This is a genomic window from Haloarcula sp. JP-Z28, assembly GCF_011440255.1.
Lineage (GTDB): Archaea > Halobacteriota > Halobacteria > Halobacteriales > Haloarculaceae > Haloarcula > Haloarcula marismortui.
Window position 1 is genome coordinate 26,355 of the sequence record NZ_JAAOHT010000035.1, and the last position, 13,100, is coordinate 39,454.

General features: G+C 62.1%; 14 protein-coding genes. 12 read left to right on the top strand and 2 right to left on the bottom strand.

Features of this window, described 5'->3' with window-relative positions; genetic code table 11:
- The first annotated feature begins 70 nt into the window (after window positions 1-70).
- The 11 genes from ahaH (at window position 71) to G9463_RS13535 (ending at window position 10,369) form a co-directional block, all read left to right on the top strand.
- Window positions 71-403, top strand: coding sequence for an ATP synthase archaeal subunit H (ahaH, locus tag G9463_RS13485; RefSeq protein ID WP_004964552.1), 333 nt, complete (start codon window positions 71-73; stop codon window positions 401-403).
- Window positions 390-2,618 carry a V-type ATP synthase subunit I gene (locus tag G9463_RS13490; RefSeq protein WP_165896968.1) on the top strand — a complete coding sequence of 743 codons (2,229 nt, stop codon included), beginning with the start codon at window positions 390-392 and terminating at the stop codon, window positions 2,616-2,618. The genes ahaH and G9463_RS13490 overlap by 14 nt, the downstream gene beginning before the upstream one ends.
- Window positions 2,619-2,836: 218 nt before the next feature.
- Entirely contained in the window at window positions 2,837-3,097 is a 261-nt protein-coding gene (locus G9463_RS13495; RefSeq protein WP_004518385.1) for a F0F1 ATP synthase subunit C, read from the top strand.
- A gap of 22 nt (window positions 3,098-3,119) precedes the next feature.
- Window positions 3,120-3,704: a V-type ATP synthase subunit E gene (locus tag G9463_RS13500; protein ID WP_165896969.1), complete on the top strand. Its 585-nt coding sequence runs from the start codon at window positions 3,120-3,122 to the stop codon at window positions 3,702-3,704.
- The gene (locus G9463_RS13505; protein WP_165896970.1) at window positions 3,701-4,774 is read left to right on the top strand and encodes a V-type ATP synthase subunit C; all 1,074 of its coding nucleotides are present in this window, start codon (window positions 3,701-3,703) and stop codon (window positions 4,772-4,774) included. Before G9463_RS13500 ends, G9463_RS13505 begins: the two co-directional genes overlap by 4 nt.
- A complete protein-coding gene (locus G9463_RS13510; protein ID WP_165896971.1) occupies window positions 4,771-5,094 on the top strand; it encodes a V-type ATP synthase subunit F in 324 nt (107 codons plus the stop codon). The genes G9463_RS13505 and G9463_RS13510 overlap by 4 nt, the downstream gene beginning before the upstream one ends.
- A gap of 2 nt (window positions 5,095-5,096) precedes the next feature.
- Window positions 5,097-6,857 (top strand): ATP synthase subunit A, encoded by a 1,761-nt coding sequence (locus G9463_RS13515; protein WP_004964538.1) that lies wholly within the window; start codon window positions 5,097-5,099, stop codon window positions 6,855-6,857.
- 2 nt (window positions 6,858-6,859) lie between these two features.
- The gene (locus G9463_RS13520) at window positions 6,860-8,272 is read left to right on the top strand and encodes an ATP synthase subunit B (protein ID WP_007189221.1); all 1,413 of its coding nucleotides are present in this window, start codon (window positions 6,860-6,862) and stop codon (window positions 8,270-8,272) included.
- A gap of 94 nt (window positions 8,273-8,366) precedes the next feature.
- The gene (locus G9463_RS13525; protein WP_011224644.1) at window positions 8,367-9,119 is read left to right on the top strand and encodes a bacteriorhodopsin; all 753 of its coding nucleotides are present in this window, start codon (window positions 8,367-8,369) and stop codon (window positions 9,117-9,119) included.
- 109 nt (window positions 9,120-9,228) lie between these two features.
- Window positions 9,229-9,921 (top strand): V-type ATP synthase subunit D, encoded by a 693-nt coding sequence (locus tag G9463_RS13530; RefSeq protein WP_011224645.1) that lies wholly within the window; start codon window positions 9,229-9,231, stop codon window positions 9,919-9,921.
- Window positions 9,922-9,976: 55 nt separating this feature from the next.
- Entirely contained in the window at window positions 9,977-10,369 is a 393-nt protein-coding gene (locus G9463_RS13535; RefSeq protein WP_165896972.1) for a DUF6276 family protein, read from the top strand.
- A gap of 124 nt (window positions 10,370-10,493) precedes the next feature.
- Here the strand turns inward: G9463_RS13535 and prf1 are convergent, their stop codons facing one another.
- Both prf1 and G9463_RS13545 read right to left on the bottom strand, forming a co-directional pair.
- Window positions 10,494-11,750 carry a peptide chain release factor aRF-1 gene (gene prf1 / locus G9463_RS13540; RefSeq protein WP_004964526.1) on the bottom strand — a complete coding sequence of 419 codons (1,257 nt, stop codon included), beginning with the start codon at window positions 11,748-11,750 and terminating at the stop codon, window positions 10,494-10,496.
- A 91-nt stretch (window positions 11,751-11,841) separates the two neighbouring features.
- Window positions 11,842-12,723: a PGF-CTERM sorting domain-containing protein gene (locus tag G9463_RS13545; RefSeq protein WP_165896973.1), complete on the bottom strand. Its 882-nt coding sequence runs from the start codon at window positions 12,721-12,723 to the stop codon at window positions 11,842-11,844.
- Window positions 12,724-12,930: 207 nt separating this feature from the next.
- Here G9463_RS13545 and G9463_RS13550 point away from each other — a divergent pair.
- On the top strand, window positions 12,931-13,100 hold a 170-nt coding region (locus G9463_RS13550), incomplete at its 3' end, for a P-loop NTPase (RefSeq protein WP_165896974.1).

The following is a 13,100-nucleotide window of genomic DNA, read 5'->3' on the forward strand; positions in this document are numbered from 1 at the left end:
CCGCTGTATCACACGGGGAAACTTCGCAACTACCAAATAGCCGCTCTGGCAACGCTCACATGATTAGAGAATGCCACGGCCAGAAGTTCTTGACAGGATACAGGAGGCCGAGCAGGAGGCCGACGAGATCGTCGAAGAGGCCGAACAAGACCGCGAAGACCGCATCGCGGAGGCTCGCGAGGAGGCCGACGAGATCCGCGAATCCGCGCGGGAAGAGGCCGAGGCGGCTGCCGAGGACCGTCTTGAATCGGCTCGCGAAGAGATCGAGGCCGAACGCGAGCAAATCATCGAAGACGGTGAGAGCGCTCGCGACGACCTCGAACAGCAGGCAAGTGAACAGATCGACGAGGTAGTCGAATACGTCACAGACCTGTTTGAGGAGGCGGTGCATGCTCAGACCTGAGAAGATGTGCCGCGTCTCGGTGACGGGGTCGAAACGCGCGATGGAGCAGACTATTGAGGCCGTCCACGACCTCGATATGCTCCACGTCACCGAGTATGATGGCTCCTGGGACGGATTCGAACCGGGGAACTCGCTTACCGGAACCAACGAGGTTTCGGACAAGCTTGTCACGGTTCGCTCGCTACAGTCCATTCTGGACGTCAGTGAGGAGGACGCCGGCCCAACCCGAGTTGTCACCGACGAGGCGATCGAGGAGCAACTCGACGAGGTTCGGACAGCGGTCAACGAACTCGACGACCGGCGCGACGATGTCCGGGACGAACTCCGGGCTGTTGAGGACCAGATCAACACGATGGCGCCGTTCGTTGCGCTGGGAATCGATCTCGACCTGCTCCGTGGCTACGACTCGCTGTCAGTCGTCGTCGGTGAGGGTGACAGCGACGAGATCGAGGCCGTCCTCACAGAGAGCGACATCGGCACGTTCGAGTTGTTCACCGAGGACAGCGTCGTCGCCGTGTTCGCACAGGCCGACGAAGACGCCCTGCAGGACGCACTGGTTGGGGCGACGTTCTCCCGGCTCGAAGTGCCGGAGGGCGACGGCAACCCGACATCATATCTCGAAGAGCTGGAACACGAGAAACAACAGCTCGAATCGAAGCTCTCGACAGTTGAGGACGAACTCAACGAACTCCGCCTCGACCACGCCGGGTTCCTGCTCGCCGCCGAGGAGAAACTGGCTATCGAGGCCCAGAAGGGCGAAGCGCCACTCACCTTCGCAACGACGGAAAACGCCTTCATCGCCGAGGGCTGGATTCCGAACGAGCGCTATGAGGCGTTCGAGCGGGCCCTTTCGAGTACTGTCGGCGATGCTGTCGACATCGACCGAATCGAGATTGCCGAGTACAATAGTGAGGGGCACGCGGAGTCTCACGAAGAAGTCGAGCGCGAGGGCGGCAACGGCGGCGAACCCGTCGGCAGTTCCGTCGACGCTCCTGAGCCGGAGAGCGAGAGCCAACCGCAGGAGACCGTCGCTGACGGCGGTGTCATCACGATGGGTGACGACGCGCCGCCGGTTATTCAGGACAATCCGAGCGGTGTCCGGCCCTTCGAAGATCTCGTCGAGGTCGTCAACCGACCGAAGTACGGCGAGTTTGACCCGACAGTCGCCTTCTTCCTGACGTTCCCGGCCTTCTTCGGGTTCATGATCGGTGACCTCGGCTACGGGCTGTTGTATCTGGCGCTGGGCTATGGGCTGTACTCGAAGGTCGACAGTGACGTGTTGAAGAGCCTCGGTGGCGTCGGTATGTGGGCTGGTGGGTTCACCGCGCTGTTCGGTGTGCTGTACGGCGAATTCTTCGGGCTTCACCAGCTTGGAGAAATTGTCTGGGGTGGCAGTCCGCCGATGCACAAGGGCCTCCAGCCGACCTACTCCGGCTACGCGCTGGCCTGGCTGACGATGAGCCTGCTCGCCGGGACGGTTCACCTCGCTGCGGGTTGGATCTTCGACTTCGTCGAGAACCTGAATCACGGCCTCTGGGACGCGATCACCGAGAGCGGGTCCTGGCTGCTGATGCTATTCGGCCTCTGGGCGTGGGTGTTCTCCGGCGCGAACGGCGCAGCACCTGACTTCCTCTACACCGCCGAGGCAGGAGTCTTCGCCGGGAACCCGTACGCGTGGGGCTTCACGGGACTGCCAGCAATAAACCTCTTCACGATTCCGGGACTGGGCGCGCCGTTCTCGGCGTGGCTCATCCTCTTCTTCGCTGGTCTCGTCCTGCTGGCGCTTGCCGACCCCATTGAGGTCGTCGAGTTCCTCAACGTGCTCGTGAACGTTCTGTCGTACACACGACTGGCCGCTGTACTGCTGGCCAAGGCAGGGATGGCCTTCGTGGTCAACCTGCTGTTCTTCGGCGCCTACTCCCACCATGGGGAATTCCACTTCCTCATCGGGCACGGGCCCGAATGGGCGGTCGCCGAATACGGCGCGGAAGCGATCATGTTCCCCGGGCTCGTTCACTCTGGTATCGCCGGCGCGCTGGTCGGTGTTCTCATCCTCGTGATCGGTCACCTGCTCGTGCTGGTGCTCGGTATCACCAGCGCCGGACTGCAGGGCGTCCGACTTGAGTACGTGGAGTTCTTCGGCAAGTTCTTCGAAGGCGGCGGGAAGCGGTACAACCCGTTCGGCTACGAACGCAACTACACGACTGAGGACTGATCGCGCGCTTCCTTTCTTGTCGGGCTAATTGTCGCTGTTTACTGCCGGTTTTGCCAATTGCGTCGCGGGTGTCGACTGCTACACGCTCACAACCGACTACAGCTGAGCCCCTAAACCGCCCGAACAGCACGCTGACGAACCGTTTTGGGAAGCTTTATGAACTACGTGGATTCACATACGCCTGTTCGGACACGAGCAATTCCAGAGACTACACATCCATGATCGAAACCATCGCACTCCTTGTCAACGCAGTACTGCAGGAAGGTACCGCCAGTGCTCCAGCTATTCCGGCTTCAGCCGGCGCAGCACTCGCAGTCGGACTCGCCGCGCTCGGTTCGGGGTATGCGGAACGTGGGATCGGGGCCGCCGCCGTCGGCGCAATCGCAGAAGACGAGAGCATGTTCGGCCGCGGGCTCATCCTGACAGTCCTGCCGGAAACGCTCGTCATTCTCGCGCTTGTCGTCGTCTTCGTCGTCTAACAACACTCCGTTTTTTCCAATAATGAGCCTTCAAACAGTCGTAGAGGATATCCGCGACGAGGCCCGCGCGCGTGCTCAGGAGATTAGCGACGCGGCCGACGAACGTGCCGAGGAGATTATCGCCGACGCCGAGGCTGACGCCGACCAGATCCGCGAGGAACGCGAGGCTGAGGTCGAGCGGACCATCGAGCAGGAGCGAGAGCAGCGACTCTCCTCTGCGAAGCTCGAGGCCAAACAGGCTCGACTCAACGCCCGGCGTGACATCCTCGAAGACGTTCACGGCGACGTCGAGGACGCGCTTGCGGCCCTCGAAGGGGACAGACGAGAGGAACTGACACGCGCACTGCTTGACGCCGCTGTCGATGAATTCGACGACAGCGACGAGCTGTCGGTGTATGGCCGTGCGTCGGACCAGTCGCTTCTCGAGGATGTACTCGATGACTACGACGGCGCGACGTACGCCGGTGAGCGGGATTGCCTCGGCGGCGTCGTCGTCGAGAGCAACGCGTCACGAGTCCGTGTGAACAACACGTTTGATTCCATCCTTGAGGACGTCTGGGAGGACAACCTGAAAGCAATTAGCGACCGCCTGTTCGAAGACCAATGAGTTCGCGAACGGGAACGAGCGGCCAGGGAAGCAACTACGAGTACGTCATCGCACGGGTCCGTGCCCGCAGTGCGTCCCTGTTCGACGATGACGACTACCGGAAGCTGGTCCGCATGGGGACGGGCGAAATCGCCCGCTTCATGGAGGAAACGGAGTACGAGACCGAAATGAATGCGCTCGGCTCCCGGTACGACGGCGTCGACCTCGTCGAGTACGCGCTGAACCGCAACCTCGCGAAACACTTCGACGACCTGCTTCGCTGGTCTGAGGGCGCGCTGTACGACTACATTGCCCGTTACCTGCGGAAATTCGACGTGTGGAACGCCAAAACTGTCATCCGCGGGCTCTACTCGGACGCGGAGCGGACGGAGATCGAGGACGACCTCATCCGGGCCGGTGAGTTCACTGACCGGCGCATCGAGGACCTGCTGAACGCCGGCTCTATCGAGGAGGTCGTCGAGCAACTCGACGACACAATCTTCGGCGAGTCGCTGGCCGAAGCGTTCGACGTGTACGAGGAAAGCGGCGTCCTCGTGCCGCTGGAGAACGCGCTCGACCGCGCGTTCTACGAAACGCTGCTGTCGGGGCTTCCGGACAACCCAGAGATCGACAGCCCGACCGGGCTGTACGTGGAGTTTCTGGAGACGGAAGTCGACTTCCGCAACCTCCGGAACGCGCTCCGGCTGGCCCGAACTGGCGCGGACATCGACCCCTCGGAGTACTTCATCGAGGGCGGCCAGCTGTTCGACGCACAGGAGGTCGCACAGCTGTCGACGAATCTCGACCAACTGGTCAGTGCCGTTCGCGAGAGCAAGTACGGCGACGACCTCGATCAGGCCCTGTCGGCGCTTGAAGAGGCCGACAACCTCATCGACTTCGAGCGGGCGCTTGACGCGGCGCTGCTCGAATACGCCGACCGGCTCTCGAACCGATATCCGCTGTCGGTCTGTCCGGTGTTGTCCTACGTCCTCGCGAAGGAACGCGAGGTCGACAACATCCGGGCCATTGCCCGCGGTCGCGAGGCCGGCCTCGGCCCCGACGAAATCGAACAGGAGCTGGTGATACTATGAGCCAGGAAATAGGTGTCATCGGAAGTCCGGAGTTCACGACGGGCTTTCGGTTGGCCGGCGTCCGCAAGTTCGCGGACGTGCCTGCTGACGAGAAAGACGAGCAGCTCGACGACGCCGTCGAGGAGATGCTCAACGACGACGACGTCGGTATCGTCGTGATGCACGACGACGACCTGTCACATCTCTCTCGCGGTGTCAGGCAGGACGCGGAGACGAGTGTCGAGCCGGTGATGGTCACGCTCGGCGGCGGCACTGGGAGCGGCGGACTGCGTGAACAGATCAAGCGAGCCATCGGTATCGACCTGATGGACGAGGACTAACCATGAGTCAAGCAACAGACACAGACGTCCGCGAGGACGGCATTATCGAAAGCGTCTCGGGACCGGTCGTAACGGCTCGGGACCTCGACGCCCGGATGAACGACGTCGTTTACGTCGGCTCGGAAGGGCTGATGGGCGAGGTCATCGAGATTGAAGGAAATATCACCACGATTCAGGTGTACGAGGAGACCTCCGGTGTCTCCCCCGGCGAACCCGTCGAAGGGACGGGCTCGCCCCTCTCCGTGGACCTCGGGCCGGGTATGCTCGACGCCATTTACGATGGTGTCCAGCGCCCGCTCGATGTGCTCGAAGAGAAGATGGGGTCGGCGTTCCTCGACCGTGGTGTCGACGCGCCGGGCATCGACCTGGAGAAGACCTGGGAGTTCACCCCTGAAGTCGAGGAAGGCGACGAGGTCGAGGCCGGCGACATCGTCGGCACCGTCCCCGAAACGCCGAGTATCGACCACAAGGTGATGGTCCCGCCCGACTCCGAGGGTGGCGAAGTCGTCGCCATCGAATCGGGCAACTTCAACGTCGAAGAGACCGTCGTCGAACTGGATAACGGCGAAGAAATCCAGATGCACCAGGAGTGGCCGGTGCGCCAGCAGCGACCAACCGTCGAGAAGGAGACCCCGACGGAACCGCTCATCTCCGGCCAGCGCGTGCTCGACGGGCTGTTCCCGATTGCGAAGGGCGGAACGGCCGCCATTCCCGGTCCGTTCGGGTCCGGGAAGACGGTCACCCAGCACCAGCTCGCCAAGTGGGCCGACGCGGACATCGTCGTCTACGTCGGCTGTGGCGAGCGTGGCAACGAGATGACTGAGGTCATTGAGGACTTCCCGGAACTCGAGGACCCGACCACCGGCAACGCGCTGATGGACCGGACCTGCCTCATCGCCAACACGTCGAATATGCCCGTCGCGGCACGCGAATCCTGCGTGTACACGGGGATTACCATCGCGGAGTACTTCCGCGACATGGGGTACGACGTGGCGCTGATGGCTGACTCCACCTCACGGTGGGCCGAGGCCATGCGTGAGATTTCGTCCCGACTTGAGGAGATGCCGGGTGAGGAGGGGTACCCCGCGTACCTCTCCGCTCGCCTGAGCGAGTTCTACGAACGTGCCGGGTACTTCGAGAATATCAACGGCACCGAGGGCTCCGTCTCAGTTATCGGGGCCGTCTCACCGCCGGGCGGGGACTTCTCCGAGCCGGTCACCCAGAACACGCTGCGTATCGTCAAGACGTTCTGGGCGCTCGACGCCGACCTGGCCGAACGCCGGCACTTCCCCTCTATCAACTGGAACGAGTCGTACTCGCTGTATCGCGACCAGCTCGACCCGTGGTTCGAGGACAACGTCCGAGCCGACTGGCCGGAGACGCGCCAGTGGGCTATCGACACGCTGGACGAGGAAGCGGAACTGCAGGAGATTGTCCAGCTCGTCGGGAAGGACGCGCTGCCGGAGGACCAGCAGCTGACGCTCGAGATCGCCCGCTACCTGCGCGAGGCGTGGCTCCAGCAGAACGCCTTCCACGACGTGGACACGTTCTGTGAGCCCGAGAAGACCTACCGCATCATGGACGCCGCCAAGACGTACAACGATGCGGCCTTCGAGGCGCTGGATGCCGGTGTCCCCGTCGAGGAGATCACCGACATCGACGCCGCGCCGCGGCTCAACCGTATCGGCGTGCAGGAAGACTACAACGAGTACATCGACGACCTCGAAGACGACATCGAGTCTCAACTGCGGGAGCTGTACTAACAATGAAAGAGTATCAGACAATCACAGAGATCAGCGGACCGCTGGTGTTCGTTGAGACTGACGAACCGGTCGGCTACGACGACATCGTCGAAATCGAGCTCAGCGACGGCGAGACCCGCCGTGGCCAGGTGCTCGAATCCGCAAGCGACTACGTCGCCATTCAGGTGTTCGAGGGGACCGAAGGTATCGACCGCGATGCCTCGGTTCGCTTCCTTGGCGAGACGATGAAGATGCCCGTTACCGAGGACCTCCTCGGGCGGGTCATGGACGGGACCGGCCAGCCGATCGACGGCGGCCCGGAGATCGTCCCCGACGAACGCCGTGACATCGTCGGTGAGGCAATCAACCCGTTCTCCCGGGAGTACCCTGAGGAGTTCATCCAGACAGGCGTCTCGGCCATCGACGGCATGAATACGCTCGTCCGCGGGCAGAAGCTGCCGATCTTCTCCGCCTCCGGCCTGCCACACAACGACCTGGCGCTCCAGATCGCGCGACAGGCGACGGTGCCGGAAGAGGAAGACGGCGAAGACGACGAGGGTTCGGAGTTCGCTGTCATCTTCGGTGCGATGGGTATCACGGCCGAAGAGGCGAACGAGTTCATGGACGACTTCGAGCGCACCGGCGCGCTGGAACGCTCCGTCGTCTTCATGAACCTCGCGGATGACCCGGCCGTCGAGCGGACGATTACGCCGCGGCTGGCGCTGACCACCGCCGAGTACCTCGCCTTCGAGAAGGACTATCACGTGCTGGTCATCCTGACGGACATGACCAACTACTGTGAGGCACTGCGTGAGATCGGTGCCGCGCGTGAGGAGGTCCCGGGCCGGCGTGGCTACCCCGGCTACATGTACACTGACCTGGCACAGCTCTACGAGCGTGCCGGTCGGATCGAGGGCCGCGAGGGCTCTGTGACCCAGCTCCCGATCCTGACGATGCCGGGCGACGACGACACGCACCCGATTCCGGACCTGACCGGGTACATTACTGAGGGCCAGATCTACATCGACCGCGACCTCAACAGCCAGGGCATCCAGCCGCCGATCAATGTCCTGCCGAGCCTGTCGCGGCTGATGGACGACGGCATCGGCGAGGGGCTGACCCGCGCCGACCACGCTGACGTGAAAGACCAGATCTTCGCCGCCTACGCAGAGGGTGAGGACCTCCGCGACCTCGTGAACATCGTCGGTCGCGAGGCGCTGTCGGAACTGGACAACAAGTATCTGGACTTCGCCGACCGCTTCGAGGAGGAGTTCGTCGATCAGGGGACCGACACGGCCCGCAGTATCGACGAAACGCTCGAACTCGGCTGGGACCTGCTCTCGATGCTTCCGAAAGATGCGCTGAACCGCATCGACGAGGACCTCATCGAGGAGCACTACCGCGAGGACGAGACCGCCGAAACCGTCGAGGCCTGACGCGACGGCTTACTTTCTCCGGCATCCCTCAATCTATACCATATATTTTGGGTACGCGACTGTTTAGCGTTGACCTCCTACACTAGAATGCACTATGCCAGCACCAGGGAGCGAAGGAATTTGGCTGTGGTTAGGTACAGCGGGCATGTTCCTCGGCATGCTATACTTCATCGCGCGCGGCTGGGGCGAAACTGACGGCCGGCGTCAGAAGTTCTACATCGCGACAATACTGATCACGGCAATCGCGTTCGTGAATTACCTCGCGATGGCGCTTGGCTTCGGCCTGACGTTCATCGAGTTCGGCGGCGAACAACACCCCATCTACTGGGCGCGATACACCGACTGGCTGTTCACAACGCCGTTGCTGCTGTATGACCTCGGACTGCTTGCAGGTGCAGACCGCAACACCATTTACTCGCTCGTCAGCCTCGACGTGCTGATGATCGGTACTGGTGTGGTCGCAACGCTGAGTGCAGGCAGTGGCGTGCTGTCTGCCGGTGCAGAACGGCTGGTCTGGTGGGGTATCAGCACTGCCTTCCTGCTGGTCCTGCTGTACTTCCTGTTCAGTTCGCTGTCTGGCCGGGTTGCAAACCTGCCCAGTGACACGCGAAGCACGTTCAAGACGTTGCGCAACCTCGTCACTGTCGTCTGGCTGGTCTACCCAGTCTGGTGGCTCGTCGGCAGTGAGGGGCTTGGCCTCGTCGGTATCGGAATCGAGACGGCCGGCTTCATGGTCATCGACCTCGTCGCGAAGGTCGGCTTCGGTATCATCCTGCTCCGGAGCCACGGCGTGCTCGACGGCGCGGCCGAGACGACCGGAACTGGCGCAACGCCTGCAGACGACTAACCGCGACCGTTCGTCGACTTCGCTTTTTTGCGTGTCAGTCCGGAAGCGGCAGCGCTCGAACCGAAATAACTGGAAACCGTTAACTGCCTACGTCGAAAAAAGACCCGTAATGGCTAAGGACGTCAAACCCACGCGCAAGAATCTGATGCAGATCGAGGACCGCATCGAGCTGTCCGAGCGTGGGCACGACACGCTGGAGAAGAAGCGTGACGGCCTCATCATGGAGTTCATGGACATTCTGGACCAGGCACAGGACGTCCGTGAAGACCTCGACGGCTCCTACGAGCGGGCCCAGCGCGCGATCAACATGGCCCGGGCGATGGAGGGCGACGTGGCCGTCCGTGGGGCCGCCGCAGCACTGAAAGAACACCCCGAACTGACGACCCAGTCCAAGAACATCATGGGCGTCGTTGTCCCGCAGATCGAGTCCAGCAAAGTCCGGAAATCGCTGGACGAGCGTGGGTACGGCGTCATGGGGACCTCGGCCCGCATCGACGAGGCTGCCGAGGCCTACGAGGAACTGCTCGAAAATATCATCCTTGCCGCCGAAGTCGAGACGGCGATGAAGAAGATGCTCGAGGAGATCGAGACCACGAAGCGCCGTGTCAATGCCCTCGAATTCAAACTCCTGCCAGACCTCTACGACAATCAGGAGTACATCGAGCAGAAACTCGAAGAGCAGGAGCGCGAAGAGATCTTCCGCATGAAGAAGATCAAAGCCAAGAAGGAAGAAGAGGAAGACGCGTTAGCGGCCGAAGAGGAAGCGGAAGAAGAGCCCGAAGCGGTCACTGCTGACGACTGAACAGGGGACCCGTCCTGACCGGTATCGTTTTTGCGCTTTCCCGTTCCTGTTGAGTATGTCCTGTCCCGACTGCGGTGGCGACCTCGTTTCGTTCCCAGTTCCAGACGACCTCCAGCAGCTTCTCCCCGGAAACGAACCGGGCGCTGGCGTCTGCCGGTCCTGTCTGGCGCTTTACCCGGAAACGGAGCCGCCCGCTGCTGTGCCCGACCTCTCGGATCTGGACGGTGCAATTCCCGATGCCGACGGCGCAGCGGTCCCGCTGGTGTTGCTGGTCGGACTGCTCGATTCGCTCGCGATGCACCGTGAGGAGATCACCGCGTTACTGGAGCGAGTCGAACGCGAGGGCGTCGATCCGCTGCTGGTACTGGACCGTCTCGACGCCAGCTACGGCGAGGCGGCCCACGTCGACCTCGGTCGCCGCCGTCGGCAACTCGAACAGTTGCTGTGAGCGGACAGGTCGACCGTTTCACCCACGCCCTGAGAGACGGCTCTAACGTCGCGCGTTTCGGTGGAGCCGGTGGTGGTGGTGCCATCGGTCAAAGACATACAGAGAGAAGAGAACGACTGGCGCGTTAGACGCCCGTCGAGTAGCGCAGCAGGCCGGCGACGCCACCGAAGGCGGTCAGCAGCTGTTCGCCTTTCTCGAAGTCAGTGGAGATAAATACCGTCTCAGTGCCGCGCTGGTCGGCCAGTTCCATCAGGTGGTCGATGGCGTCTTCACGCTCGCCGTCGTCAGCGTCGACCGTGGCCCCACAGCGGGAGCACTCGTGGTCGTCAGTCCCGGCGCTGCTGTTGATGAGGTCGTACTCATCGTGGCCGTTCTCGCAGGTGTAGGCGACCACGTCTTTCCGGAGGTCCTCGGAGATGAGCAGCTGTTCGACCGCGCCCATGTTGAGGTTCTGGCGCGTCTGGTCGAACCCGTAGGTGGCCTTGTCCCCGTTGTGGAGCTGCTTGAAGAAGTCCTCCATGAGCTCCTTGTCCCGGAGCATCTCGTGTTCGGCCAGCACATCGTCGGCCGCGTCCACGAGGTCGTACAGCCCTGACTCGTCGGTGTAGGCCACGTCGAACTTCCCGAGCACCATGTCCTGTAGCTCGTGGTGGAGATAATCGCCGTCGAGGAACTCGTCTTTTGTCGGTGAGGGGCCGCCGACGAGGATCCCGTCTATTTCGTGGCGGTCGGCGACGAACAGGTCGTTCGCCATGCCGGCGACCTCCTGATAGAAATTGTCGATGGCTTCCAACCGGAGGCGGGCGAAACGCTGGGCGGACTGACCACCTTTCCGCTGCTTGCCCGGGACCAGTGAGGAGGCGGACTTGACAGGCTCGACGCGTTTGCCCTTCAGCCAGCCGACGTTTGCCTCGCGCCGGTCGAGCACGATGAGCCCGAACAGCCCTTTGTCTGCCAGCATGTGCTCCAGCGGCTCGGTGAGGAACTCCGAGTCACAGTGGTAGCGGAACGATTCGATGGGGTCTGGTGGGGATTCGAGGACCTTCGTCACCATGTCGGTCCGGCCGCCGCCGGTATCGAACGCGCCCGAGAACACGACCAGTCCGTTGTCGGGTGGCCGCACGTCGTAGTACCGGAGTCGGTCCTTGATCGAAGTGAGCGCGTCTTGCACCGCTGTCCGAGTGTCCTTCGATTTGATGTTCGAAGCTTCGGAGTGTTCCTGGGTGACGTGGGCGACGACGTCGCTGATCAGCTTGTCTTCGGGGATGTAGATAGAGACGAGTTGGGTGCCCGAACCCTGGTACCCTTTGAGTTCCTCTATGACCTTCCGGAACTCGTATTTCTGCTTGTCAGATTGTTCCTGTTCCTGCTGCTCGCTCATTACTCTATGTTGGCCAAGGTGGCGTAAGAACCTGTTGACAGCGAGGGGCGCGAACGGAGTGAGCGGTCCTCGTGCCGGAACGGCGACCGACTCAGCTCTGCTGACGAGCCAGCGCGGCAGCCGAGAGCAGTGCGATAACTGCGACGAGCACGGTAAAGCCGGGACCGGACCCGGCCGTGGGTTCGTCTCTTGATTCGCCATCAGTGCCGCCGACGCTGTCAGCCATGGTTGCCGTCGCTGCCGTCCCGTCGGTTACGGTCGATTCGGCGGTGGCAGTCGTCGGCTGTTCTGGTTCGGCGGTGGCAGTGGGGTTGACGGTCGCTGTCGGTGTTTCGCTTTCGGGCGTATCCTGTTCGGTGGTTGTCGTCGCCTCAGTAGTGGTTTCGCCATTGCCGCTGTCTCCGCCGTTGCTGCTCGAACCCGACACTGAGAGGGTGTCCGTCTCCGAGAGCGACTGGCCGTTGCCGCCGTCTGTGGTGACGGTGAGGTCGTAGTCGCCGCCGCTGTCAGCAGTGATGTCGTAGGTGACAGTCGTGGTCGTTCCGCCGGCGATGTCTCCACTCGCTGTCCCGGACGCTAGCGAGTACGAGTAGCCGTCGGAATCAGCGACTGAGACGGTGTAGCTCGTCGACGTGTCGCCGCTGTTGTGGACGACAGCGTCGACGGTGGTCGTCTCGCCGTCATCGAGGTCGGTCGAGCCGACCGAGGTCGTCAGCGAGAGACTGGCGGGGCTGAGCACGTCGAGGCCGGTCTGTCTGGTGTCTGAGTAGGTGTTTGTGCCGCCGGACTCATCGGCGGTGACGGACACCGACACCTCGCCGTTGTAGTCACCGGTGGCGTCGGCAGTGCAGTCGAACGTGGCTGACCCGCTGCCGTCGCTGAGTCCGATGGTCTGTGAGCCAGACGGCGAGCAGGACAGTCCATCCGGAGTGGAGAGCGTCGCTTCGACGTTCTGGATGCCATCGCCGGACACTGACGCGTCGATGGTGAAGCTATCGCCCTGCGTGTCTTTGCTCGGCGAATATCAAAGATAATAATTATCATGGGTAACAGTAGCGTGCAAAACTGACAGTGTATAGACGTTACAGCACTGTCTCCGGTATGCAGCGAACCGTTTGTGACGAGATGGATGACAATCGAATTTATATGACTGCCTGCATTGTACCCAAGCAATCAGACTATGGCGGGGTATGTGTGTACGATTGCAGGCGGCAAGGGCGGCGTCGGGAAGACGACGACCGCGGTAAATCTCGGGGCCGTCTTGCAGGAGATGGACTACGACGTGGCCGTCGTCGACGCAGATCTGGGGATGGCGAATCTCGGCTCGATGCTCTCCGTGGAGCCCGAAAA